Origin of the sequence: Phenylobacterium sp., from assembly GCF_025351295.1 — a bacterium.
Taxonomy (GTDB): domain Bacteria; phylum Pseudomonadota; class Alphaproteobacteria; order Caulobacterales; family Caulobacteraceae; genus Phenylobacterium.
Genome location: NZ_JANXWD010000087.1, coordinates 63045 through 87172 on the forward strand (window position 1 = coordinate 63045; position 24128 = coordinate 87172).

The 24128-nt window shown below is 70.5% G+C and carries 25 protein-coding genes; 18 read left to right on the top strand and 7 right to left on the bottom strand.

The window, feature by feature from the left end; genetic code table 11:
* The first annotated feature begins 34 nt into the window (after nucleotides 1–34).
* Nucleotides 35–2071 carry an AsmA family protein gene (locus tag Q0R13_RS12310; protein ID WP_293904276.1) on the top strand — a complete coding sequence of 679 codons (2037 nt, stop codon included), beginning with the start codon at nucleotides 35–37 and terminating at the stop codon, nucleotides 2069–2071.
* 13 nt (nucleotides 2072–2084) lie between these two features.
* On the opposite strand, the gene Q0R13_RS12315 is transcribed toward Q0R13_RS12310, so the two are convergent.
* The gene (locus Q0R13_RS12315) at nucleotides 2085–2417 is read right to left on the bottom strand and encodes a hypothetical protein (protein ID WP_293904277.1); all 333 of its coding nucleotides are present in this window, start codon (nucleotides 2415–2417) and stop codon (nucleotides 2085–2087) included.
* Nucleotides 2418–2596: 179 nt separating this feature from the next.
* Between Q0R13_RS12315 and Q0R13_RS12320 the strand changes: the two genes are divergently transcribed.
* The 4 genes from Q0R13_RS12320 to Q0R13_RS12335 all read left to right on the top strand — a co-directional run bounded on the left by Q0R13_RS12320 (nucleotide 2597) and on the right by Q0R13_RS12335 (nucleotide 5589).
* Nucleotides 2597–3343: a hypothetical protein gene (locus Q0R13_RS12320; RefSeq protein WP_293904278.1), complete on the top strand. Its 747-nt coding sequence runs from the start codon at nucleotides 2597–2599 to the stop codon at nucleotides 3341–3343.
* Nucleotides 3344–3402: 59 nt separating this feature from the next.
* Entirely contained in the window at nucleotides 3403–4545 is a 1143-nt protein-coding gene (locus Q0R13_RS12325) for an L-lactate dehydrogenase (RefSeq protein ID WP_293904280.1), read from the top strand.
* A 105-nt stretch (nucleotides 4546–4650) separates the two neighbouring features.
* Entirely contained in the window at nucleotides 4651–4833 is a 183-nt protein-coding gene (locus tag Q0R13_RS12330; protein ID WP_293904282.1) for a hypothetical protein, read from the top strand.
* 42 nt (nucleotides 4834–4875) lie between these two features.
* Complete coding sequence (locus Q0R13_RS12335; RefSeq protein WP_293904284.1) at nucleotides 4876–5589, top strand: phosphatase PAP2 family protein; 714 nt, start codon at nucleotides 4876–4878, stop codon at nucleotides 5587–5589.
* Here Q0R13_RS12335 and Q0R13_RS12340 read toward each other — a convergent pair.
* On the bottom strand, nucleotides 5586–6863 hold the full coding sequence (locus Q0R13_RS12340; protein WP_293904286.1) for an amidase: 1278 nt from the start codon (nucleotides 6861–6863) through the stop codon (nucleotides 5586–5588). The genes Q0R13_RS12335 and Q0R13_RS12340 overlap by 4 nt on opposite strands.
* 166 nt (nucleotides 6864–7029) lie before the next feature.
* On the opposite strand from Q0R13_RS12340, the gene Q0R13_RS12345 reads away from it, so the two are divergent.
* From Q0R13_RS12345 to Q0R13_RS12360, 4 genes are read left to right on the top strand one after another with little or no spacing between them, the layout of a single operon-like run.
* On the top strand, nucleotides 7030–8436 hold the full coding sequence (locus tag Q0R13_RS12345) for an AMP-binding protein (RefSeq protein ID WP_293904288.1): 1407 nt from the start codon (nucleotides 7030–7032) through the stop codon (nucleotides 8434–8436).
* 45 nt (nucleotides 8437–8481) lie between these two features.
* Entirely contained in the window at nucleotides 8482–9252 is a 771-nt protein-coding gene (locus Q0R13_RS12350) for an SDR family oxidoreductase (protein ID WP_293904290.1), read from the top strand.
* Nucleotides 9252–10445, top strand: a complete 1194-nt coding sequence (locus Q0R13_RS12355; protein ID WP_293904292.1) for a CoA transferase — start codon at nucleotides 9252–9254, stop codon at nucleotides 10443–10445. The genes Q0R13_RS12350 and Q0R13_RS12355 overlap by 1 nt, the downstream gene beginning before the upstream one ends.
* The gene (locus Q0R13_RS12360; RefSeq protein WP_293904294.1) at nucleotides 10442–11206 is read left to right on the top strand and encodes an enoyl-CoA hydratase/isomerase family protein; all 765 of its coding nucleotides are present in this window, start codon (nucleotides 10442–10444) and stop codon (nucleotides 11204–11206) included. Before Q0R13_RS12355 ends, Q0R13_RS12360 begins: the two co-directional genes overlap by 4 nt.
* Here the strand turns inward: Q0R13_RS12360 and Q0R13_RS12365 are convergent.
* Nucleotides 11203–11625, bottom strand: coding sequence for a hypothetical protein (locus tag Q0R13_RS12365; protein ID WP_293904296.1), 423 nt, complete (start codon nucleotides 11623–11625; stop codon nucleotides 11203–11205). The two genes, Q0R13_RS12360 and Q0R13_RS12365, sit on opposite strands and share 4 nt — an antisense overlap.
* 132 nt (nucleotides 11626–11757) lie before the next feature.
* On the opposite strand from Q0R13_RS12365, the gene Q0R13_RS12370 reads away from it, so the two are divergent.
* From Q0R13_RS12370 to Q0R13_RS12380, 3 genes are all read left to right on the top strand, one after another.
* Nucleotides 11758–12576, top strand: coding sequence for an acyl-CoA thioesterase domain-containing protein (locus Q0R13_RS12370; protein WP_293904298.1), 819 nt, complete (start codon nucleotides 11758–11760; stop codon nucleotides 12574–12576).
* Between the two features lie 102 nt (nucleotides 12577–12678).
* On the top strand, nucleotides 12679–14817 hold the full coding sequence (locus tag Q0R13_RS12375; protein WP_293904300.1) for a M13 family metallopeptidase: 2139 nt from the start codon (nucleotides 12679–12681) through the stop codon (nucleotides 14815–14817).
* An 80-nt stretch (nucleotides 14818–14897) separates the two neighbouring features.
* Nucleotides 14898–15635 carry an RNA methyltransferase gene (locus tag Q0R13_RS12380; protein ID WP_293904302.1) on the top strand — a complete coding sequence of 246 codons (738 nt, stop codon included), beginning with the start codon at nucleotides 14898–14900 and terminating at the stop codon, nucleotides 15633–15635.
* 94 nt (nucleotides 15636–15729) lie between these two features.
* Here Q0R13_RS12380 and Q0R13_RS12385 read toward each other — a convergent pair whose 3' ends face one another.
* Together Q0R13_RS12385 and Q0R13_RS12390 are read right to left on the bottom strand one after the other, a co-directional pair.
* Complete coding sequence (locus tag Q0R13_RS12385; protein WP_293904304.1) at nucleotides 15730–16530, bottom strand: class III extradiol ring-cleavage dioxygenase; 801 nt, start codon at nucleotides 16528–16530, stop codon at nucleotides 15730–15732.
* 212 nt (nucleotides 16531–16742) lie between these two features.
* On the bottom strand, nucleotides 16743–17318 hold the full coding sequence (locus tag Q0R13_RS12390) for an NAD(P)H-dependent oxidoreductase (RefSeq protein ID WP_293904306.1): 576 nt from the start codon (nucleotides 17316–17318) through the stop codon (nucleotides 16743–16745).
* Nucleotides 17319–17373: 55 nt separating this feature from the next.
* Between Q0R13_RS12390 and Q0R13_RS12395 the strand changes: the two genes are divergently transcribed.
* Both Q0R13_RS12395 and Q0R13_RS12400 read left to right on the top strand, forming a co-directional pair.
* Nucleotides 17374–18381, top strand: a complete 1008-nt coding sequence (locus Q0R13_RS12395) for a LysR family transcriptional regulator (protein WP_293904308.1) — start codon at nucleotides 17374–17376, stop codon at nucleotides 18379–18381.
* A gap of 14 nt (nucleotides 18382–18395) precedes the next feature.
* Nucleotides 18396–18809, top strand: a complete 414-nt coding sequence (locus Q0R13_RS12400; RefSeq protein WP_293904310.1) for a DUF5360 family protein — start codon at nucleotides 18396–18398, stop codon at nucleotides 18807–18809.
* Here Q0R13_RS12400 and Q0R13_RS12405 read toward each other — a convergent pair.
* Nucleotides 18806–19645, bottom strand: coding sequence for a DUF6644 family protein (locus Q0R13_RS12405; protein ID WP_293904312.1), 840 nt, complete (start codon nucleotides 19643–19645; stop codon nucleotides 18806–18808). The two genes, Q0R13_RS12400 and Q0R13_RS12405, sit on opposite strands and share 4 nt — an antisense overlap.
* Nucleotides 19642–20256 carry a DUF6644 family protein gene (locus Q0R13_RS12410; protein WP_293904314.1) on the bottom strand — a complete coding sequence of 205 codons (615 nt, stop codon included), beginning with the start codon at nucleotides 20254–20256 and terminating at the stop codon, nucleotides 19642–19644. The genes Q0R13_RS12405 and Q0R13_RS12410 overlap by 4 nt, the downstream gene beginning before the upstream one ends.
* 203 nt (nucleotides 20257–20459) lie before the next feature.
* On the opposite strand from Q0R13_RS12410, the gene Q0R13_RS12415 reads away from it, so the two are divergent.
* The 4 genes from Q0R13_RS12415 to Q0R13_RS12430 all read left to right on the top strand — a co-directional run bounded on the left by Q0R13_RS12415 (nucleotide 20460) and on the right by Q0R13_RS12430 (nucleotide 24127).
* Nucleotides 20460–21482, top strand: a complete 1023-nt coding sequence (locus Q0R13_RS12415; protein WP_293904316.1) for an FAD-dependent oxidoreductase — start codon at nucleotides 20460–20462, stop codon at nucleotides 21480–21482.
* Nucleotide 21483: 1 nt separating this feature from the next.
* A complete protein-coding gene (locus Q0R13_RS12420) occupies nucleotides 21484–22653 on the top strand; it encodes an acyl-CoA dehydrogenase family protein (RefSeq protein ID WP_293904318.1) in 1170 nt (389 codons plus the stop codon).
* Entirely contained in the window at nucleotides 22654–23151 is a 498-nt protein-coding gene (locus tag Q0R13_RS12425) for a GNAT family N-acetyltransferase (RefSeq protein ID WP_293904320.1), read from the top strand. It begins immediately after the preceding gene.
* Between the two features lie 151 nt (nucleotides 23152–23302).
* A complete protein-coding gene (locus tag Q0R13_RS12430; protein ID WP_293904322.1) occupies nucleotides 23303–24127 on the top strand; it encodes a transglycosylase SLT domain-containing protein in 825 nt (274 codons plus the stop codon).
* Nucleotide 24128 lies beyond the last annotated feature (1 nt).

Sequence of the window (24128 nt, forward strand, 5' to 3'; positions counted from 1 at the left end):
GCCCATGCGTTGAGAGGCCTCCCGGAGATTGTTTGTGAGCCAGCCACCTGTCCAGACGCCGGAGCCCCCGACGCCGCCCCGCTTCCCGCGCCCCAGCCGCAAGGCGCTGACCTGGACCGGCGGGGTCCTGGCGATCCTTGCCCTGGCGATCGCCATCCTGTTCGCCGTCTGGGACTGGAACTGGTTCCGCGGACCGCTGGAGCGGATCGCCTCGGCGCGGACCCATCGCGAGGTGACCATCGCCGGGCCGCTGAACGTCAACCCCTGGTCCTGGCAGCCCAGCGCCACGGTCGATGGCGTCCACATGGCCAATCCGGCCTGGGCGGGGGGCAAGGAAATGGCCAACGTCCAGCGGATCGCGGTGAGGATCCGGCTGGTCCCGCTGCTGTGGGGCCAGGTCGACCTGCGCCTGCTCAGCTTCGAGCGCCCGAACCTGGCGCTGTTCGCCGACGCCCGCGGCCGCCGCAACTGGGACTTCTCCGACGGCCGGGTGACGGCGCCTCTGAAGCTGCCGCTGATCCACGACTTCGTCATCCGCGACGGCCATCTGCTGTACGTGGATGCGCACCGCAGGCTGCGTCTCGAAGGGGTGATCAACGCCAGCGAGACGGTGGGCGCCGCGAATCGCGGCTTCGCCCTGGTGGGGACGGGCACGGTCAACCGGGCGCCGTTCCGGATGAACGTGACCGGCGGGCCGCTGATCAACGTCCGGCGCGACCGGCCCTATCCATTCGACGCCGACATCCGGGCGGGCGACACCTACATCAGCGCCCACGGCGCCGTGCCCAAGCCCTTCGACCTGGGCCAGTACTATCTGACCGCCACGGTGCGGGGCCCGGACATGGCCCGATTGTTCCCCCTGACCGGCATCGCCCTGCCCAATACCCCGCCCTACAACCTGCATGGCCGGCTGACTCGCGACGGCCACACCTACCGCATCGACGACCTCGGCGGCCGGGTGGGCGACAGCGACCTGAGCGGCGATCTTTCGGTGCAGGCGGGCGGCAAGCGGCCGTTCCTGAAGGCCGACCTGCGATCCAACAGCCTGGACTTCGACGACCTCGGCGCCCTGTTCGGCGGCGCGCCGGGCGTGGGTCCGGGCGAGACGGCCTCGCCGGAGCAGAGGGCGGCGCACGCCGCGCTCAGCGCCCAGCAACGGATGATGCCCGACACGACGCTGGACGTCAGCCGCATCCGGGCCATCGACGCCGACGTGACCTATCGCGCGCTGTCGATCCGCGACGCGCCGATCAAGCTGGCCTCGGCCTCGGCGCATGTGAAGCTGGACGACGGCCTGATGAACATCGAACCGCTGACGCTGGACCTCTCGCGCGGTCGGGTGGCGGGGCGTATCGGCCTGGACGCGCGCAAGGCCGTCCCGGTCACCGACCTCGACCTGCGCCTGACCGGCGCGCGGATCGAACAGCTGTTGCCGTTGCGGTTCGACGGCGCGCCGCCGCTGACCGGCGCCCTGGTGGGGCGGGCCAAGCTGTCGGGCGCGGGCGACAGCCTGCACAAGGCGCTGGCCCACGCCGACGGCCGGGTGGTGGTGGTGCAGCCGGGCGGCGAGATCCGCCAGGCCTTCGCCGAACTGCTGGGCACGAACGTCGTCAAGGGCCTGGGCCTGCTGAACAAGAAGGATACCACGCCGATCAACTGTGCAGTGGCCAGCTTCGAGACCCGGGGCGGGGTGATGCGGGCGGACAACATCGTGTTCGACACCGGCCCGGTGCTGGTGACCGGCTCGGGGACCGTCAACCTGGATACCGAGCGGATGGATTTCCACCTGCGCGGCCACAACAAGACGTTCCGCCTGCTGCGGGTGCTGCTGCCGATTACCGCCAGCGGACCGCTGACCGCGCCGAAGCTGGGGGTCGAGCCGGGCGCCGCCATGGCGCAGGGTGGTCTGGGCCTGGCCTTGGGCGCGCTGAATCCGCTGGCGGCGATCCTGCCATTCGTTGATCCGGGGCTGGCGAAGGACGCCAACTGCGCCGCGCTGCTGGCCGGCGCCGGCCGCCAGGGCGCCCCGGCCTCCGGGACCGTTCCCCTGAAGGCCGCGCCGAAGCGCTGACGCCGATGCCTGCCTAGCTGCGGGTCGCGGCGTCGCGCAGCGAGTTCAGCCAGGCGTCTTCGCGCAGCTTCTCGGCCGCGTGCAGCGCGATCTCGGCCTCTCGCACCAGGGCGTCGTGCTTGCGCCACTCCGACACCGCGCCCTCGCGGGCGCTGCGGGCCGACTCGATGGTCGGGTAGCGGGCGAGGACGGCGCGGGTGGAATAGTTCACCGGCGGGCCCACGGTCTCGCGGTCCGGATAGAAGCCGGTGATCGAATCGGTGGTCTCGCTGTCGATGTGGAACACGTCGGCCCAGCCCGCGTGGTGGCGCATCAGGGCCCAGGGTCGTTCGATCCGGTCGCTCACCATTGTCTCCGTCGAAGAAGTCCTGCCGATTCCGCTGGCCGCGGCGTCTAGCTACTGCCTTTACCGCGCCGCTTCGCCGCGTCCAACGCGGGATCGCGGTTTTTGCCTTTCATTCCGCAACGCAACCGTGAGAAAGCCGCCGAATTGGGTTCTGATCGTTTTCGGGTGGGCTGTCGATTTTGAGCAAGATCGTGATCGGCCGCCAATTTCGCGGCCCGCCGAACTCCGGCAACGGCGGCTATGTGTGCGGTGTGCTGGCCAGGGGCCTGGAGGGTCCGGTGACGGCCTTGCTGCGCGCCCCGCCGCCGCTGGATACCGACCTCGACCTCGAGACCCGCGACGGCGTCATCACCCTGACGGGCGAGGGCGGCGTGCTGATCGGTCAGGCCGGACCCGCGACCCAGACGCTGCCCGAGCCGCCGCCTGCGCCCAGCCTCGAAGCGGCCCGCGCCGCCGGGGCGCGCAGCCTGGCCTTCGAGCGGGAAGTCCACCCGCCGTGTTTCACCTGCGGCGTGACGCGCGAGGACGGCCTGCGGGTCCTGCCCGGCCAGCTGGAGGGCGCTGAGAGGGGTGTAGTCGCCTGCGTCTGGACCCCGCACGCCGATTTCGCCGACGCCGACGGCGTGATCGCCCCGGAAATCGTCTGGGCGGCGCTGGACTGCCCCGGCATCTTCGCCTGGATCGAGACGGAAGGGCGGCCGGGCGGCCTGCTGGGTACGATGACCGGCGAGGTCACGGCCCCGGTCCGCGCCGGCCAGGACCATGTCGTCCTGGCCTGGCCGATCGAGGCGAGCGGCCGGAAGAAAATCTCGGGCGTGGCGCTCTATGACGGCGAGGGCCGCCTGCTGGCCCGCGGCTACCAAGTGTGGATCACCCCGAACCGGGCGCCTGCGCCGCCGGCCGTGGCGGAGACGGCCACCGCCTGATGCTTGCGCCCCGTGACCGTCGGCGTCACAAACGCCGCGCCGGGGGAGGGCTCTTGACCATGCGCGCGGCTTCGGTTTCGGACTATCGGGAACTGGCGCGCCGGCGCCTGCCCAACATCTTCTTCGAATATATCGACGGCGGCTCCTACGCCGAGGTGACGCTGAAGCGGAACGTCGCCGACCTGGAGGCCATCGCGCTGCGCCAGCGGGTCATGCGCGACATGAGCAAGCTGGACATGAGCGTCCAGACCCTGGGCCAGACCCTCAAGATGCCCGTGGGCCTGGCCCCGGTCGGCATGGCGGGCATGTACGCCAGCCGCGGCGAGGTCCAGGCGGCGCGCGCGGCGGCGGCCGCCGGCGTGCCGTTCTGCCTCTCCACCGTGGGCGTCTGCTCCATCGAGGAGGTGGCGGCGACGGGGACGCCGCCCTGGTTTCAGCTCTACATGCTGAAGGACCGCGGCTACATGCGCGAGTTGCTGGCGCGGGCCAAGGCGCAGGCCTGCCCGGTGCTGGTGTTCACCGTCGACCTGCCGCTGCCGGGCTCGCGGTATCGCGACGTCCGCTCCGGCTTCACCGGCGGAAGCGCGCTGCAGGCGATGCTCACCCAGGCTCGCGACGGGATCGGCCACCCCGGCTGGACGTGGGACCTGTTCATGCGCGGCCGGCCGCACACCCTGGGCACGGTCCAGGGCGCGGTGAAGGAGGGGCGGCGGGTGACCGACTTCCTCGCCTGGATCTCCAAGAATTTCGACCGCTCGGTGACCTGGAAGGACATCGACTGGGTGCGCGAGCAGTGGGACGGGCCGATCGTGGTCAAGGGCGTGCTGGACGCCGAAGACGCGCGCGACGCGGTCAAGGCCGGCGCCCAGGGGCTGGTGGTGTCCAACCATGGCGGCCGCCAGCTGGACGGGGTGCGCTCCTCGATCGCGGCCTTGCCGCGCATCGCCGACGCGGTGGGCGGCGACCTGGAAATCTACATGGACGGCGGCGTGCGCTCGGGCCTGGACGTGCTGAAGGCCCTGGCGCTGGGGGCCAAGGCCTGTTTCGTCGGCCGCGCCTGGGCCTGGGCGCTGGGGGCGGGCGGCCAGCCGATGGTGGCCAGGATGCTCGATACGCTCCGGTCAGAGCTGGCGGTGGCGATGATCCTGACCGGCTGCGCCAATGTCCGCGACGCGGGCAGAGACCTGCTCGACCTGCCCTGAATCGCCTATTGCGCGAGCCGCCTTCGCATTTGCGGGAAGACCGTTGTGCAGCGCGAAACTTCCTGCTGTGTTGCGAGTTCCACCCACCACGGCTGGAGGACGGACATGCGTGAAGTGAAATCGTTCGCCTATTCCCTGAGCCAGGCCGAGGACGGCTGGCGTTGGTGCGTCTACGACGAGGACGGGGTGACGGTGGCCGACGGCGCCAACCCCAACCAGGCCGCGGCCCAGGCCGCGGTGGAACACACCCTGCGCCGCGCAGGCGCCGACTTGGACGCCCGGGCTTAGCGGCGATTGGTGCGGAACCTTTCGGGTCTCAAGCGTTCCGGCATGATGGACAAGGCTCAGCCGCTCGCCGGCGTCTGGCGTTTCGCGCGACGGTTCGAGGCGCAGGTGCTGATCGGCCTGATCCTGGCGGCCGGCGCCCTGTGGGCTTTCCTGAACATCGGCGGCGAGATGGCCGACGGCGAGACCTCGACCATCGACCGGCGGCTGCTCCTGCTGCTGCGCACGCCCGGCGACCCCAGCAACCCGATCGGCTCGCGCAGCGTGGAGGAAGCCATGCGCGACATCACCGCCCTGGGCGGGACGGTGGTGGTCACCCTGGTGACGGTGGTGGCGGTGCTGACCTTCCTGTTCCACAAGAAGCGTCGCCACGGCCTGGTGATGGCGGGCGCCGTTCTGCTGGCCTGGGTGTCGAGCGAGGCCACCAAGGCGATCTACAACCGCCCACGGCCGGACCTGGTGCCGCACGGGGCCTACGTCTATTCGGCCAGCTTTCCGAGCGGGCACTCGACCCTGGCGGCGGCGACCTATCTGACCCTCGCCATGCTGGTGGCGAGCCTGGAGACCCGGCGGCGCACCAAGGCGCTGGCTTATGGCCTGGCCGGGCTGATGCTCACCGCCGTGGGGTTCAGCCGCGTCTACCTTGGCGTCCACTGGCCCAGCGACGTGCTGGCCGGATGGTGCCTCGGCGCGGTGTGGGCGCTGGCGGCCTGGATCGCGCTCAAGGCGGTCGGCGGTGAGACCCGCGGCCAGGGCTAGGCGAACCCCACCAGGTCCGGCACGCGGCCGTTCCAGCCTGAGACCCGCTCGTAGGCCGCGCCCAGCGCGACCACGCCCGCCTCGTCGCGCGGCCCACCCAGGATCTGCAGGCCGGCGGGCAGGCCCTCGGCGGTCAGGCCGCAGGGCACGCTGATCCCCGGCAGGTCTAGGTAGTTGGCGGCTCGCGTCAGGCGGCTGAGCGGGGAGGTGGTCTCGTCGATGCTGTCCAGCGGCGGGGCAGCGATCGGGCAGGTGGGCGACAGCAGGCCGTCGTAGGCGGCGAGCCAGTCGTGGAACTCGACCTGGCCGGCGGCGCGCTCGCGGTGGACTTCGGCGAGGCGTTGGTCGCTGACCTCGCGTCCGGCCTCGAACCGGCGGACGATCCAGGGATCCATGACCGCGCCATGGCGGGCGATGCGGTCCTTCCAGATGCGCCAGCCTTCGCCGGCCATCAGCAGGCCGTTGGGCAGGAACGACTGGTCCAGCGCCTGGGGCGGCTGGACCATTTCGACGATCAGGCCGGCCCCGCGCAGCCGCTCCAGCGCCTCCAGATAGAGCCGGCCCACCTCCGGATCGATCTCGCCCAGGCCGTGCAGCGGGATGGCGGCCAGGCGGCGGCCGCGCACGTCGGTGGCCAGGGCGGCCTCGGCGTCGAAGGTCCCGCGGCTGGCGGCAGCCCCGTCCGGACCGGAGATCACCGCCAGGGTTCGGGCGGCGGTCGCCACGTCGCGGGCCAGGGCGCCCACCGTGTCGAGGGCCGGCGCCAGGGGATGGACGCCGATCAGGCTCACCAGGCCGCGGCCGGGCTTGAGGCCGACCACGCCGCAGACCGCGGCGGGGATGCGGACCGAGCCGCCGGTGTCGCTGCCCAGCGCCGCGTCGCACAGCCCGGCCGCCACCGCCACGGCGGACCCGGAGGAGGAGCCGCCCGGCGCGCGATGGACCTGGGCGTCCCACGGGTTCCAGGGCGCGCCGACCGCGCGGTTGGTCCCCCAGCCGCCATAGGCGAGCTCGACGGTGTGGGTCTTGCCGACCACGCTCCAGCCGGCCTGCAGCAGGCGCTGCACCACGATGGCGTGGCGGGCGGGGTTCGGGTCCAGCGGCGCCCGGGCGCCGCCGCCGGTCGGAACGCCGGCGATGTCCATCAGGTCCTTGATGGCGACGGTCGACCCGTCCGCCGTCGCGCCAGCCAGCGGCGGGTCGAACACCTGGACGAAGGCCTTCAGGCGGCCATCGTAGCGGCGGATGCGGGCGAGCGCGTCGGCGGGCGTCATTCCCCTCCCTTAATGGGGAGGGACCGCTCGCGAAAGCGAGCCGGGTGGGGAAGTGTGGGCCGGCCTGCCGATTTTGCTAAGTGGCCCCTTGCGAGGCGGCGTTTCGGCCCTCACAGCCCCACCCTGGCCGCTGGCGCGGCCTGTCCCTCCCCATTAAGGGAGGGAAATGAGCGCGAACCTCTACGATCTCCTGGAGAGCCGGTTTCCGGCGGATCGCTCGAAAGCCTGCTTCCTGCTGAGCGATGGCTCGGCGATCAGCTACGGCGAACTGGAGCGGGGCGCCGCCCATGTCGCGGGCCGGCTGGTCGCCGAGGGTGTCGCGCCCGGCGACCGGGTGGCGCTGCAGGCGGAGAAGTCGGCCGCGGCGATCATGGTCTACCTGGGGGTCCTGAAGGCCGGCGCGGTCTTCCTGCCGCTGAACCCGGCCTACACGGCGAGCGAGGTCGACTACTTCCTGGGCGACGCCGAACCTAAGGTGTTCGTCACGGACCCGCCGGCCTGGGTGAGCGAGGCGGTTGACGCGGCGCCGATGGAGACGACCGTTGCACGCGGGGCCGGTGACTTGGCCTGCCTGATCTACACCTCGGGCACCACCGGCCGCTCCAAAGGGGCCATGCTGAGCCATGGCGCGCTGGCGGCCAATGCGCTCGCCCTGCACGAGGCGTGGGGCTTCACGCCCGACGACGTGCTGCTGCACGCCCTGCCGATCTTCCACGTCCATGGCCTGTTCGTGGCCCTGCACTGCGCCCTGTTGAGCGGCTGTGCGATGGTCTGGCTGCCGAAGTTCGCCGACGCCGAGGTGCTGGCGGGGCTGGACCGCGCGACGGTGATGATGGGGGTGCCGACCTTCTACACCCGCCTGGTGGCCAATCCGGGGTTCACGCGGGCCAGGGCGCAGGGCGTGCGCCTGTTCGTCTGCGGCTCCGCGCCCCTGCTGCCCTCGACCTTCGTGGAGTTCGAAGAGCGCACCGGCCAGCGCATCCTGGAGCGCTATGGGATGAGCGAGGCGGTGATCATCACCACCAACCCGCTGGCGGGCGGTCGGCTGGCCGGCTCGGTGGGCTATCCGCTGCCCGGCGTCGAGCTTCGCATCGGCGGGCCGGACCAGACGGGTGTCATTGAGATCCGGGGCCCGAGCGTGTTCTCGGGCTACTGGCAGATGCCGGAGAAGACGACCGAGGACTTCACCGGCGACGGTTTCTTCATCACCGGCGACGTCGGGCGGCGCGATCCCGACGGCCGGGTGTGGATCTCCGGGCGAGCCAAGGACCTGATCATCTCCGGCGGCTACAACGTCTATCCGAAAGAGGTCGAGCTGGTGCTCGACGAGCTGCCGGGCGTCGCCGAGAGCGCGGTGATCGGCTGCCCCCACAAGGACTTCGGCGAGGGCGTGGTGGCGGTGGTTATGGGGACCGGCGACGAGGCGGCCATGATCGCCGAGGCCCGCCGGCAGCTGGCGGCCTACAAGGCGCCCAAGCGGATCGTGTTCGTCGACGAACTGCCGCGCAACGCCATGGGCAAGGTGCAGAAGAACCTGCTGCGCCAACAATACGAACACTTGTTCGAGGGCTGACAGTTCGGGCAGGGTCCCGCCCAACGAGATTGGGAGACACGGACGATGGACCTGCAGCTCACGGGCAAGACCGCGGTGATCACCGGCGCGACGCGCGGGATCGGGCGGGCCATCGCCGAGTGCTTCGCCGACGAGGGCGCCCATGTGGCGATCTGCGCGCGCAACCCCGAGCAGGTGGCCGAGACGGTCAAGGCGCTGGAGGCCAAGGGCGTCAAGGCGTTCGGCGCCGTGGTGGACATCGCCGACGGGCCGGCGCTGAAGGCCTTCATCGTCGAGGCGGGTGAGACCCTAGGCGGGATCGACATCGTGGTCTCCAACGCCAGCGCCCTGGTGCAGGGCAACGCCGAGGACGCCTGGAAGGCGATGTTCGATATCGACATGATGGGCGCCGTGCGCACCTTCGAGGCGGCGCGCCCATTCCTGGAGCAGGCGGGTCAGGCGAAGGGCGACGCCTGCTTCCTGATCACCTCGTCGATCTCGGCGGCGGAGACCGACAACCCCAACTCCTACGGGGCCATGAAGGCCGCCCTGATCCACTTTGCGAAGGGCGTGGCCCGCGAGAACGCGCCGAAGAAGTTGCGCTGCAACGTCGTCTCGCCCGGCACGGTGTTTTTCGAGGGTGGGGCCTGGGGCAATGTGAAGGCGGGCATGCCGGCCTTCTTCGAGCAGATGATCAAGCGCAACCCGACCGGCCGCATGGCGACGCCGGAAGAGATCGCGGCCGCGACCGTGTTCCTGGCCAGCCCGCGCTCGGCCTTCACCACCGGCATCAACATGGTGGTCGACGGGGCGATTTCGCGGCGAGCCAACTTCTGATGGCGGGCGCCCTCGCCGGCCTCAAGGTGCTGGACTGCACCCACGTCATCGCCGGCGCCTATTGCTCGATGGTGCTGGCCGACCTGGGCGCCGACGTCGTCAAGATCGAGCCGCCGGCGGGGGAATCCACGCGGGGCATGCGGGGCGCGGGCGGCGGGTTCCGCGCCTTCGACTACGTCAATCGCAACAAGCGCACGGTGGCGCTTGACCTCAGCACCGAGCGCGGCGCGGACGTGGTGCGCAAGCTGGCGCTGACGGCGGACGTCTTCGTGGAGAACTACCGGCCGGGGTCGATGGACCGCATGGGCCTGGGCTATGCGCGGCTGGCGGCGATCAATCCGCGGCTGGTCTATTGCTCGGTGTCGGGGTTCGGCCTGGACGGGCCCTATCGCGAGCGCGGCGGCTTCGACCTGGTCACCCAGGCGATGAGCGGGATCATGAGCTTCGTCGGCGAGGCGGGGAGCGACAAGCCCTGCTCGACGGCGGTGCCGATCTCCGACCTCAACGCCGGGGTGTTCGGCGCGGTGGGCGTGCTGGCGGCCCTGCAGAGCCGGCACGCCACCGGCAAGGGCCAGCACGTCGAGACCTCGCTGCTGGAGTCCGCCCTGGCCTACACGATCTGGGAGACCGGCATGTTCCTGTCGACCGGCGAGGTGGCGGAGCGCAATGGCGCGCGCCATCGGCTGGCCGCGCCCTACGAGCCGCTGAAGACGGCGGACGGCCATATCGTGGTGGGCGTCAACAGCCAGCGACTGTGGAAACGGTTCTGCGAGGCGCTGGGCGATCCGGATCTCTGCGAGGACGCCGACTTCAACTCGCCCGGCGCTCGCATGAACAACCGCGACGCGCTGCAGGCGCGGATCGAGGCGGTGCTGGCGCGCGACACGACGGCTGAGTGGCTGCCGCGGTTCGAGGCGGTGGGCGTGCCGGCCGGACCATTGAACACCATCGCCCAGGCCTGGGACGATCCCCAGATCAAGGCGCGCGGCCTGCTGGGCGAGGCGGGCGGACGGCGGTTCGTCAAGACGCCGATCAAGCTGCACGATACGCCCGTCGAGCTCGTCCGCGGCCCGGGCGAGGTCGGTGAACACACCCGCGAGGTGCTGGCCGAGGCCGGATACTCCGCCACCGAGATCGAGGGCCTGGTCGCCGCCGGCGTCGCGGCCACACAGCGCAAGGAGGTCGCCCAGTGAGCGATGGGGTGAGCGGTACGGTCCACGTCGAGACGATCGGCCCGGCGGTCATGCTGCTGGAAATCGACAACCCGCCCATGAACCCGCTGGGGGTCCGGATGCGCGAGATCTTCATGGCGGCGCTGGACCAGGTGGAGCTGAACGACGACCTGCGCTGCCTGATCGTCACGGGACGGGGGCGGTCGTTCTGCGCCGGCGACGACCTCAAGAACGCCGGGCCGCAGGGCGAGGACCTGGCCGGGTTCGGCCGGCTGCTGGACCGGCTGGAGGCCACGCGGGTCCCGGTGGTGGCCGCGGTCAACGGCTGGTGCGTCGGCGGCGGCTTCGAGCTGGCGCTGTGCTGCGACATCCGCATCGCCTCGACCGAGGCGAAGTTCGTCTGCGCCGGCGTCAACGTCGGGCTGATGGCCTCGACCTACCGGCTGCCGCGGCTGATCGGGGTGAGCCGCGCCAAGGCCATGCTGCTGACCGGCTCGCCGCACGACGCGGCCATGGCCGAGCACTACGGCCTGGTCACGGGCCTGCATGCGCCGCACGCGCTGCTGGCGGCGGCCATCGTCCTGGCCGAACGGATCGCCAGCCGCGCGCCGCTGTCGGTGGAGGCCTCCAAACGCACCGCCAACCGCGCGCCCGATCTGTCGCCGGAGGACGCCAATGCGATGCTGGGCCAGGAGCTGCGGGTGCTGCGAAAGTCCAACGATCACAAGGCCGCGGTCGCCGCCTTCCGCGAGCGCCGCGATCCGGTGTTCACGCGCAGCTAGAGGCGCTCGGTGGCGCGGCGGCCGGCGGGGCGGATGTCGCCCTGCAGCACCTGGCGCAGGCGGGCGATGAAGATCGGCGCGGTGGCCATCGCCACGCCCAGGATGTCGGCCGTCACCTTGATCGGCGAGATCAGCTGGCCGGTGATGCAGGGGGCGAGTTCGCTGATCAGCACCACCCAGGCCGCCACCAGGGGAACGTCGCCGCGGCGGACGAACGGCATCAGGCCATAGGCCGCCGCCGTGCCGGCGTAGAACAGCAGCAGGCGCACCAGGAAGGCGTCGGCGAGCGAGCTGAGCGACAGGGCCAGCACCGCGGCCCCCATGACGGTGGCGGCGCCCACATAGAGGGGCCGGGGCAGGCTGACGGCCCTGAGCGTGCTGGCGTTCGGTGCGATCATCTCGAGAATGACCGTAAACATCAGCCGTCACTTCAGGCTTAAGTTTCGTGGTTAGGCAGAGGTATCCAAAACCGCGCCATGCGGGTCTGACGGCCCTGCATATCCCTATGCACGCCCTTGCGCCGGCGGCCGCGAAGGCGTTCAGGAGGTCCCATGGCCAAGCTGTTCTTCGACCTGCACGCAACGCACAATCCGCACCGGTGGTACCTGCCGGTGGAGCCGGCGATCTGCGTGGGGCCGCCGGGCAAGCTGTTCATGTTCGGCGGGATCGGCATGGCGTCGGCCGTCGCGGCCATGGAGCGCACCTGCGAGCGGCCGCTGATCTGGGCGACGGCGCAGTACCTGTCCTATGCGCGGCCGGGCAGCATCGTGGACATCGACGTCTGGACGCCGGTGGAGGGCAAGTACAACACCCAGGCCCGCGTCGTCAGCCACGTGGACGACAAGGAGATCATCACCGTCAACGCCGCCCTGGGCGAGCGGCCCAGCGAATTCTCGCAGCAGTGGATCCAGGCGCCGGACGCCCCGCCGCCGGAGGACTGCGACCCGGCCGAACACTGGCGCTCGGCCGACGACGGCCTGCACAGCCGCATCGAGGTACGGGTCGCCAAGGGTCGCTATGGCCGCGAGCGGGACGGCAACCCGGAAACCGACGGCCGCTCGCTGCTGTGGATCCGGCCGCGGGAGGACTTCGCCATCGACGCCACCATGCTGGCGATCATGGCCGACTTCGTGCCCTCCGGCGTCGGCAACGCCCTGGGCAAGAACGCCGGCGGCAACAGCCTGGACAACACCCTGCGCATCCGCCGCATCGTGCCGACCGACTGGGTGCTGTGCGAGATCCGGATCATGGGCGTGCACGGCGGCTTCGCCCACGGCCAGATGTATCTCTACAGTCGCGACGGCGAGCTGATGGCCACGGCCAGCCAGTCGCTGATCGTGCGCGTTCGGGAGCGTGCGGAGGACCACTGATCGCATCTGCGGGCCTGCGCGCTCGCCATGTGCCGCCCGCGGTGTCAGAACCGGCAAAATAGTGCGCGGGCCGGTTCCGCGCCGGAGGAGAGTCCCCTGCGCATGATCGTTCGCCCGTCCTGGCTCGCCGCGACCGCCGCCGCGGCCTTGCTCACCGCCTGTGCGACCATGACCAAGCCGGCGCCGGCGCCCGTCGCCGCCCCGGTGGCCGAGGCGCCGCCCCCAGCCCCGCCGCCGCCGCCGCCCCGGCCCAAGCCGCAGATCGGGACGTTCGGGTTCGACGTGTCGGGCATGGATACGGCGGCGGCGGCGGGCGATGACTTCTTCCGCTATGCGGCCGGCAAATGGGTCGACCGGACCGAGATCCCGCCCGACCGCGCCAGCCTGGGCAGCTTCGTGGTGATCGCCGAAAACACCACGGCCCGGATCCGCACGATCATCGAGGACTCGGCCAGGAGCCCGTCCGCCGACGGCTCCGAGGCCCGCAAGATCGGCGACTATTTCGCCAGCTTCATGGACCAGGACCGCATCGAGCAGCTGGGCGCGGCCCCGCTAAAGCCGGAGCTGGAGCGGATCGCGGCGATCCGGACCCGCAAGGACCTGGCCTCGGTGCTGGGCGGCCAGATCCGCGCTGATGTGGACGTGCTGAACGCCACCAACTTCTACACCGACCGCCTCTTCGGCCTGTGGGTGGCCGAGGACCTCGTCGACACCACCCAATACCGTCCCTACCTGCTGCAGGGCGGCCTGGGGATGCCGGATCGCGCGTACTACCTGGGCGCCGGCCCGCGCTATGCGGAGTTGCGCGGCAAGTACCAGGCGCACATCGCCAACATGCTGAGACTGGCCGGCTATTCCGAGCCCGAGGCGCGCGCGAAGCGGGTGTTCGACCTGGAGACGGCGATCGCCAAGGTCCACGTCTCGGTCGACCAGAGCTCGGACGTCACCAAGGGCAACACCGTCTGGATGCGCGGCGAGATCGCCAAGCGGGCGCCGGGCCTGGACTGGGACGCGTTTCTCAGCGCCGCGGGCCTGGCCGACCAGCCACGGATCGGGCCCTGGCAGGCGACGGCGATCGTGGGAACCGCGAAACTGGTGGGCAACCAGCCGATCCAGGCGTGGAAGGACTACCTCGCCTTCCACACCCTCGAGCGGGGCGCGCCGTTACTGCCCAAGGCGTTCGTCGATGAGAGCTTCGCCTTCAACGGGCTGGCCATGACGGGGACGCCGCAGCAGCGGGAGCGATGGAAGCGCGGCGTCGACTACACGTCCGGCGCCCTAGGCGAGGCGATCGGCAAGCTCTACGTCGAGCGCTATTTCTCGCCCGAGGCGAAGGCCCAGGCCCGGCAGATCGCCGACAACATCCTGGCCGCCTTCGCCCGGCGCCTGGACCGGGTGGCGTGGATGAGCCCGGAGACCAAGGCCCAGGCCAAGCGCAAGCTGGCGAACTTCCACGTCATGGTCGGCTATCCCGACACGTGGCGCGACTATTCGGGCCTCTCCGTCGTGCGCGGCGACGCCTATGGCAACTGGCAGCGCGCCGGCCTGTTCGAATACCGACGCGACCTCGCCAAGCTGGGCCAGCCGGTGGACCGCAACGAGTGGTTCATGACGCCGCAGACGGTGAACGCCCTGTTCGCCCCCAGCCAGAACTCGGTGACCTTCCCGGCGGCGATCCTGGCCCCGACCTTCTTCGATCCCAACGCCGACGCCGCGGTGAACTATGGCGCGGTGGGCGGGGTGCTGGGCCATGAGGTCAGCCACGGCTTCGACGACACCGGCTCGCAGTTCGACGAGAACGGCAACCTGCGCAACTGGTGGACCGACGCCGACATGGCCCACTTCAAGGCGGAGACCAAGAAGCTGGCCGACCAGTACAGCGCCTATGAGCCGCTGCCCGGCCTGCACATCAACGGCCAGCAGGTGCTGGGCGAGAACATCGCCGACGTGGCGGGCGTGGCCACGGCCTACGATGCCTACCGGATCTCGCTGCAGGGCGCGCCGGCGCCGGTGGTCGACGGCTTCACGGCCGACCAGCGGTTCTTCCTGGCCTGGGCACAGAACTACCGCACCAAGTACCGCGAGGCGGCGCTGCGCCGGCAGGTGGTGACCGACGTCCACGCCACCGCGCCCTGGCGGGCGCTGACCGTGCGCAATCTGGACGCCTGGTACCCGGCGTTCGATGTGAAGCCGGGGCAGAGGCTGTACCTGGCCCCCGCCGACCGGGTGAAGATCTGGTAGGCGCCGCGCCCGCCATCGTCGCGGTCGACGACCCCGACGACCCGCGCCTGGAGCCCTACCGGGCCGTCCGCGAGCGCGACTTGGCGGGTCGCGACGGGCTCTACATGGCAGAGGGCCGTGTGGTGCTGGAGAAGGCCATCGCCGCCGATCCGGGCGCCGTGGTCTCGGTGCTGATCGCGGCGCATCGGGCGGAGAGCCTGGCGGGCCTGCTGGCCGGCCTGGCGCCGGGCGCGGCGGTCTATGCGGCCGGCCAGGCGGCCATGGACCGGGTGGTGGGTTTCCCGATCCATCGCGGCGTCCTGGCGCTGGTGCGACGCCCCGAGCGGTCGGCGGAGGCGCTGCTGGCCGGCCTGCCCGCGCGGGCGCTGGTGGTGGGGCTGGTCGGGATCGCCAACCACGACAACATGGGCGGGATCTTCCGCAACGCCGCGGCGTTCGGCGCGGACGCCGTGCTGCTGGACGCCACCTGCTGCGACCCCCTCTATCGCAAGGCCATCCGGGTCAGCGTCGGCGCAGTGCTGACCACGCCGTTCGCCCGGGTGGGCGACGCGGCGAACCTGATGGCGATGCTGGAGGCGGCCGGCGTCCCGGCCGTCGCCCTGTCGCCGCGCGGCGAGACCGAACTGCGCGCCTTCGAGCCCGGCCCGCGGGTAGCCGTGCTGCTGGGAGCCGAGGGGCCGGGACTGCCCGCGGCGGTGCTGGCGCGAGCGCGATCGGTGCGGATCGACATGGCCGGACGCTTCGATTCGCTCAATGTGGCGACCACCAGCGGCATCGTTCTGCATCACCTGGCCGCACACTGGAACGCCGGGGTCTAAATCCGGGCGCGTTCGCGAGATCCGGAGACCTTCGACGGCGGGTGTGGGCGCCGGGGGGTACTGCGAAGGTCTCCGGTCCCTCTCGCTGAGAGGGTCAGGCGGCGCGGCCGAACTCCACGGCCGAGACCACCACGTTCATGACCGTGTCGCGGAAGGCGACGACGCCGCGTTCGCCCTGGGCGGCGCCGGCGGCGACCATCAAGGGCAGCAGATGTTCCTCGCGCGGGTGGGCGTCGCGGCCGTAGGGGGCCTGGTCCCAGTGGGCCAGGGCGGCGTCGCGGCGGGCCGGGTCGGCGACCGCGCCCTCCAGCCAGGCGTCGAAGGTGATCGAGCGCTCGGTGAAGTCCGGCGTGAAGCCGGCCATGTTGTGCCAACTCATGCCGGAGCCGACGATCAGCACGCCTTCGTCGCGCAGCGGGGCCAGTGCCCGGCCGGCGGCCAGGTGGGCCTCGGCGTCCAGTCCCGCCTTCAGCGACAGCTGGACGACCGGGATGTCGGCGTCCGGCGTGATCAGCTTCAGCGGCACGAAGACGCCGTGGTCCCAGCCATGCTCGGCGTCCTCGCCGGCGGCGATGCCGGCGTCGGCCAGCAGCCGGCGGACGCGGCGCGCCAGGCCGGGGGACCCGGGGGCGCCGAACTCTAGCCGATAGGTAAACTCCGGAAAGCCGTAGTAGTCGAACTCCAGCGCGGGCCATTGGGCCGTGCCGACGGTGAACTGCGGCGCCTCCCAGTGGCCGGAGACGATCAGGATCGCCTTGGGCCGCTCGGGCAGGCTGGCGACCAGGCCGCGTAGATAGTCCGCGGTGCGGTCCCAGGTGTCGGCCGGACCCCTCTGCCACTCCATGAAGAAGCAGGGCCCCGCGCCGTGGGGGAGGTAGACGGTGGGCAGGGTCATCTTAGGCAAACTCCTGGGACCTCTCCGCGGGGGAGCGGAGGGCGGAAACTAGGCGGCCTTGCACCTACCCCCTCTGGGAGAAGTGGCCCGACAACCGAAGGTCGAGGGTCGATGGGGGAGGTGATCCTCGTCTGACACTTCCCCCATTGTCGCCCGCCTTCGGCTTTGGCGAAATTTCCCCCAAAGGGGGAAGGCGAGATGGCGTCCGGACGTCACGCGGCCTTGGCGGCCGGGGCGTCGTCGAGGATCTTTTCGATCCAGGCGGCGAAGGCCGCGCCATAGGCGCGCAGGAACTCGCGGGTGCCTTCGTTGATCAGTTCGCCGTGCTCGTCGAACAGGGCGAACGCGCCGCCGATGTAGGCTTCCTGGCTGAGCAGGGGCACGTTCAGGAACACCAGCGACTGGCGCAGGTGGTGGTTGGCGCCGAAGCCGCCGATCGCGCCGGGGGAAACGCTGATCACCGCGCCCGGCTTGCCGTTCCAGGCGCTGGCGCCGTAGGGGCGCGAGCCGACGTCGACCGCGTTCTTCAGCACGCCGGGGACCGAGCGGTTGTATTCCGGCGTCACGAACAGAACCGCGTCGTGCGCGGCGATCTCGTTGCGGAAGCGGACCCACGGGGCCGGCGGCGCGGATTCGAGGTCCTGGTCGAACAGCGGCAGGTCGCCGATATCGACGATGTCGAACTTGAGGCCGGGGGTCAGGGCGGCGAAGGCCTTGGCAAGCTTGCGGCTGACGGAGTCCTTGCGAAGCGAGCCGACGACGACTGCGACCGAGCGGGGTTGGGACATGGCGGGCTTCCTTGCGAGAGAATTTGGCCGCCGTGTTGCTCGGCGTGAGGGGAAGATGGTCCCGACCGTCGCCGTTGATAATCAGCGCGGATCGAACGACAGTGTCTCCGAACAGGAAACAATCGCCATGGACCGGCTGGATGAGATCCGCGCCTTCACCGCCGTCGCCGAGGCGCGCAGTTTCACCCAGGGCGCGCGCAAGCTGGACGTGTCGCCGGCCCAGATCTCCAAGCTGGTGGCGCGGCTGGAGAACCGGCTGGACGCGCGCCTGCTGAACCGCACCACCCGCGACGTGTCGCTGACTGACACCGGCCAGGCCTATCTGGAGCGGGCGCGGGAGTTGCTGGAGGGGTTCGACGCGCTGGAGAGCTCGGTGCGCGACCAGAGCGGGCCCAGCGGGCAGCTGAAGGTCTCCGCCCCGGTGTCGTTCGGCAAGGGGCAGCTGACGCCGGCCCTGCTGGACTTCGCGTCGGCCCATCCGGCGGTGTCGCTGGACGTAGCCTTCGCCGACCGGCTGGTGAACCTAGTGGAGGAGGGGTTCGACGTGGCAGTGCGGATCGGCCACCTGACCGACTCGTCCCTGGTGGCCAAGCGGCTGGCGGCGGTGCGGATGGTGACCTGCGCCTCGCCCGACTACCTGGCGCGGCATGGGCTGCCGGCGGCGCTGGAGGACCTGGCCCGGCACGAGGCGGTGCTCGACACCAACGCCCGCGAGGCCACCACCTGGACCTTCGGCTCGCATTCCGACCGTCGTGAGGTGCGGGTGCATGGGCGGCTGCGGTTCAACGGGGCGGAGGCCTGCGTAGCGGCGGCGGTGGCGGGCTTCGGCGTCACCCGCACCCCGGCCTTCGCGGCGGCCGACGACCTGCGGGCCGGACGCATCGTGCCAATCCTCTGCAACTTCGAGCCGGAGCTGATCCACGTCCACGCGGTCTATCCCCACGCACGGCATCTGGCGGCCAAGGTGCGGGCGTTCGTGGACTTCCTGGCCCAGCGCTACGCCGGCGAGCCACAGTGGCACCAGGGGTGGGGGGCTGAGGTGCGGCGGGTCGGGGCGTTGTAGAGTGGAGAACGGATATGGATCGACGTCTTGCGGTTGCGCTCTCGGTCACCGACCTGTTGTTCCTGGCCTACTGGGCCGTGGCCGCGGCGGCGCAGGCCGGGCTGATAGCCCTGCCGGCCTCGCTGATGTACGCGGGATATGACGAGCCGCGGGTGATCGCCTGGAACTGGTCGTTCCTGCCCATCGACCTGGCGTTCTCGGTGACGGGGCTGCTGGCGGTGCGGGCGGCGCGCCGAGCGGACCCGCTGTGGCGCCCTCTCACGCTGATCTCGCTGATCCTGACCCAGGTCGCCGGGCTGATGGCCGTCGGCTACTGGGCCCTTCTGGGCGAGTTCGACCTTTCCTGGTTCCTGCCGAACGTGGCCCTGGTGCTGTGGCCGTTGGCCTTCCTGCCCAAGCTGGTCTGCAACCTGGGCGCGAAAGGCTAGGCGAACGCCAGCCAACGGCCGGCGGCGGCGGTCATGACCCAGACCAGGATCGCGGCGAAGGCCATCAGCTTGACGAACGGGCCGCCTTCGCGGGTCCGGCCGGCGGTGAGGGCCTGCAGGGCGCCGAAGCCCAGGATCGCGCCGACGAAGGCCCAGGCGAACCCCTTGTTGACCGGATCGAGGTGCGCGTAGTCGTCGGCCTTGACCACGATGTGGGTCATCACCTGCTGGGCGGCGATCATGACCGCCATAACGGCCAGGTAGCCGATGCGGGTCAGTCCGCGGGTGGCGAAGAGGACGATCAGGCCACCGGCGCTGATCACATGCCAGAGGCCCGGGTTGGATAGCTTCGCCGCCAGGAACACCCAGATCGCCAGCAGGAAGAGCGCGACGCCGAGCAGTCCGGCCAGCCGCGACCCCACCCCCATGACCCCGTCGTTGCGGGTCGTCGGCAAGGTGACGCCGAATGTCAGGATGATCCCGGCCAGCAGCCCGACCATCTTCGCCGAGAAGGCCCCGGAGGTGTAAAGCCGCGTGCCATTCGCCGAGCCGATCAACAGGCCGGTGACGATGATCCCGATCACCCCGGCCCACATCCAGCCGCGCAGGTTGCGGTGCACCTCCGATGGCGTCTCGTCGTTCAGGCCGACGCCGATCAGTCGCAGGTTCAGGAGGATGCTGGATCCGCCCAGGACCACCAGCGACAGGACGTGGCCCACTTCCAGCACAGCGAAGAGGTAGACGGAATCCTTGATCGGCTTGCCGGGAAAGGTGTTCTCTAGGCTCCCGACCCAGGCGGCGGCCTGGGGGAAAAGGTCTTGCGGCGCCAGGCTCATTTGGCGGTCCCGTCGAGCTCGAGGGCGCCGGTCTCGGAGGTCTGGCACTCCTCGGCGACATTGGCCCAGTGGGGCAGCGGCTTGCCGCAGTTGAACCAGTCGTAGGCGATGAAGCGGCCGCAACTGATCACCAGGATCCACGAGGCCAGGGAGACGATCGCCGAGAGCCGCGCCGCGCGGGGCGGCTTGGGCTGGTTGTCCCAGGCGGGCATCGTCCGCTGCACCCGGAAGTGGAAGACCATGATGTTGATGGCCGCCAGGACGAGGAATATCAGCTTCAGGCGGAACCAGAGATTATGGTAATAAAGCAATGGCTTGGCGTAGAACAATGCCGCGCCGGTCAGCATCATGATCACCAGGCCGAAGATCGTCAGCGGCAGGATCCGGTCGCTGACCACGGACACCGGCGTGCGCTTGAAGATCACCCCCAGCAGCCGCAGGTCGACGATGAAGATGGTGCCGGCAAACAGCATCAGCGACAGGACGTGGGTGCCTTCCAGCAGGCTCCAGAAGTTCAGGGAGCCGGCGAGCAGGTCGCTCCAGGAGGGGTCGTCCGCGCCGGGTCCCTTGCCGACGTGCGTGGCCATCCAGACCAGGAACTCGCGTAGCAACTAGGAACCCCTCCCCAAAACCATACCGGCTCTTCTACAGCGTTCGGCGCCCGCGTCCATTTCGCGATTGCGTCGCCGCCGCAATAGCCGCGAGGCCCCGGCGGCGGCGGACGCTACGGGGTCGCGGCAGTCGGAGCAATCGAGGCGTCGCGCCGGCCGGCGGCGGGCCTTGATTTTCGCAGGCGGAGCGGGTGCTTAGGGGCATGAGCGGGGCGCCGACAGTGACGATCGCCGGGGCAGGCGTGCTGGGCCTGGCGAGCGCCCTGGCGCTGGCCGAGGCCGGCTGCGCGGTGACCGTCTGCGACCCGGGCGGCGGGCCCAACGCCTCGGGCGTGGCGGCTGGAATGATCGCCCCGGTGCTCGAGGCGGTGCTGGACGCCGAGGCGCGGGCCCACCTGGACCTGCTGATGGCCGGGCGCGACCGCTGGCCGGGACTGGCCCAGCGCGCCGGCCTGACGCTGGACCGGTCCGGGGCGCTGGCGGTGGGGGATGAGACCTGGCTGGCAGGCGTGGCCGCCGGGTTCGGGGCCCTGGGCCTGCGGGCGACCGAGATCGCGCCCGCGACCGCGCTGGCGCTGGCGCCGGGGCTGTCCGAGCGGGCCGGACGGGCGCTGCTGACGCGGGAGGACTGGCGGGTCGATCCGCAGGTCGCCCTGCCGGCCCTGCGCCGGGTGGCGGCGGCGCGCGGCGTGGTGTTCCGGACCGAGGCGGTCACCGGTCGGGGCGAGGCCGATGTACTGGTGATCGCCAGCGGGGCAGGGCAGGGGCTGGCCGCTGCGGCGCCGGAACTGTCGCGCCTCAGTCCGATCAAGGGGCACATCATGCGGTTCCTGGCGCCGGCCGCGGGCCTAACCGTCCGCGCCGAGACCGCCTACGCCGCGCCGGGCGAGAGCGGGCTGGCGGTGGGGGCGACCATGGAGCCCGGGCGCGCCGACACCCTGGTGGACTTCGCGGCCGCCGCGCCGCTGCTGGCGGCGGGTGTGAAGCTGTTCCCGAAACTGGCCGACACCCGGTTCGAGCTCGCGGCGGGAGTGCGGGCCGCCACGCCGGATGGGTTGCCCATGGTCGGCTGGAGCGCCGCGCCGGGCGTGTTGCTGGCGGTGGGCGCGCGGCGCAACGGCTGGCTGCTGGGGCCGCTGGTCGCCGAGATCGTGGCGGCTTGCGTGACGGGGCGCGAACCTGGCCCCTATGCGGCGATGTTGGATCCCGCCCGCTTTCGAGGATGACATGAACGGCTTCTGGTTCAGCGAGGAACAGCAGGCGATCCGCGAGGGCGTGCTGAAGCTGTGCGAACGCTTCGACGCCGACTACTGGCGGCGCACCGACGAGACCGGCGACTTTCCGGAGGCCTTCGTGGCGGCGATGGCGGACGCCGGCTGGCTGGGCGCGGCCATGCCGGTGGAACTGGGCGGCTCGGGCCTGGGCCTGACCGAGGCGGCGATCGCCATGCAGGCGGTGGCGGAGAGCGGGGCCGGCTTCTCCGGCGCCAGCGCGCTGCACCTCAACATCTTCGGCCCCATGCCGTTGGCCAAGTTCGGGACCGACGACCAGAAGCGCAAGCTGATCCCGCGGCTGATCTCCGGCGAGGACCGGATGTGCTTCGGGGTCACCGAACCCGACGCCGGCCTCGACACCACCAGCCTGACTACCAAGGCCGTGCGCACCAACGACGGCTATGTGATCTCCGGCCGCAAGATGTGGACGACCATGGCCCAGCGCGCCACCAAGATGCTGATCGTCGCCCGCACCACGCCCAAGGACCAGGTCGCCAAGGCCACCGACGGCATCAGCCTGTTCTACGTCGACTTCGACCGCGAGCGGATCCACGCCACGCCGATCCCGAAGATGGGCCGCAAGGCGATCGAGTCCAATTCCGTGTTCATCGACGACCTGCATGTGCCCGCCGACGCCCTGGTGGGCGAGGAGGGGCGGGGCTTCTACTACCTGCTGGCCGGCCTCAACCCCGAGCGCGTGCTGATCGGGGCCGAGGCCGTGGGGCTGGGGCGCGCGGCGCTGAAGCGGGCGGCGGCCTATGCCATGGAGCGGGTCGTGTTCGGCCGGCCGATCGGCCAGAACCAGGGCGTGGCCCACCCCCTGGCCAAGGCCTGGGCGGACCTGGAGGCGGCCAACCTGATGGCCTTCAAGGGCGCCGCCCTCTACGACGCCGGCCGCGAGTGCGGGGCCGAGGCCAATGCGGCCAAGTACCTGGGCGGGGAAGCCGGGTTCAACGCCTGCGAGGCGGCGGTGATGGCGCACGGTGGCATGGGCTATGCCAAGGAATACGACGTGGAGCGCTATTTCCGCGAGGCGATGATCGCTCGGATCGCGCCGGTCAGCCGCGAGATGATCTTCAACTACATCGCCGAGCGGGTGCTGGGCCTCCCGAAGAGCTACTGAATGGGCCTGCGCATCGAGAGCGCGCGGCTATGCCTGGACCGGTTTGAACTGGCCGACGCCGATGATGTGTTTCGGTGCATCACGCCTGCAGTGACCCGGTTCCTGTCATGGGACCCTCCGACCTTCGATGACTACATGTCGAGATGCGAAAGCCTTGTGCAGGCCGACATCCAGACGGAGGTTCAGTTCGTTATCCGGCGCAAAGACAGCCGGGAGTGCTTGGGCATCGCTGGAATAGATCGCCTGAGAGATGATCTCCCCGAACTTGGCATCTGGATGAAGGAAGCGGCTCACGGCCAGGGCTATGGCCGAGAGGCTGTCGAAGCGATCGCGGCGTGGGCGTCAAGCATCTTGAACAAAGGTGGCTTCATCTACCCCGTCGCCATCGAGAACATCGCCAGCCGGCGGATTGCCGAAGGTCTGCGGGGAGAGGTCTTCGCCAGCCGGTCGAGCCAGAAGTACGATTCGGTCGTCTACAGAATCCCAGCGGTGACATGAGGCTGGCAGGCTTCGTGTACCGCGCTGTCCCCGAGGTGGATCGATGTGACAGATATTACACGTGTCACTCGTTTTGTAAATTACACGAGTAGACGGAAGGATCCGCCGAGGGTTAACGGCGCATTCACCATGATCGGCGACTTCCTAGGGGATGGCCGTCCAAGGCATCCGGGGCATCGTCGAAGCCGCGATCGAACGCGCCTCCAAGGCGACGGGCGTCGATTTCGGATTCCTGATGAAGACCGCCGGGCGCGAGAGCGGGATGAATCCCGTCGCCAAGGCCGGCTCATCCTCCGCCGCGGGGCTGTTCCAGTTCGTGGAGCAGACCTGGCTGTCGACGCTCAAGCAGCATGGCTCGAAGTACGGCTATGCCCGCTATGCCGAATTGATCAACAAGGGCTCCGACGGCCGCTACCACGTCGACGGCGCCGAGGCGAAGCGCGCGGTGATGGACCTACGGCTGGACCCGCACGCCGCGTCGCTGATGGCCGGCGAACTGGCGTCGCAGTCGGCGGCCTATCTGAAGGGCCGGGTGGGGCGCGATCCCACGGCGGGCGAACTCTATGCCGCGCACTTCCTGGGGCCGCAGGGGTCGGCGCGGCTGATCGAGGCGGTGCAGACCCGGCCGGGCGTTTCGGCCGCCTCGCTGTTTCCGGACGCGGCCCATGCCAACAAATCGATCTTCTACCGCGACGGGCGCGCCGCCACGGTGGGCGAGGTCTACGCCAACCTGACCAAGACCGGCGGCGGCCAGCAGGGCGTCGAGACGGCTCCGGCGGTCGACCCGCAGGACGGCGGCTTCATCCAGTACGCCTCGGCCCGGCGCATCTCCCGACAGCACGAGCAGGAGGCGCTGATCTCGATGATCCTGCACGGCGCGCAACCGGACGACCAGACCGGCGTCGGCAGCCGCCTGACCGGCTCGATGTTCACCAGCGAGATGCTGAAGCTGATGTCGGACAGCCGGGAAGGCTGAT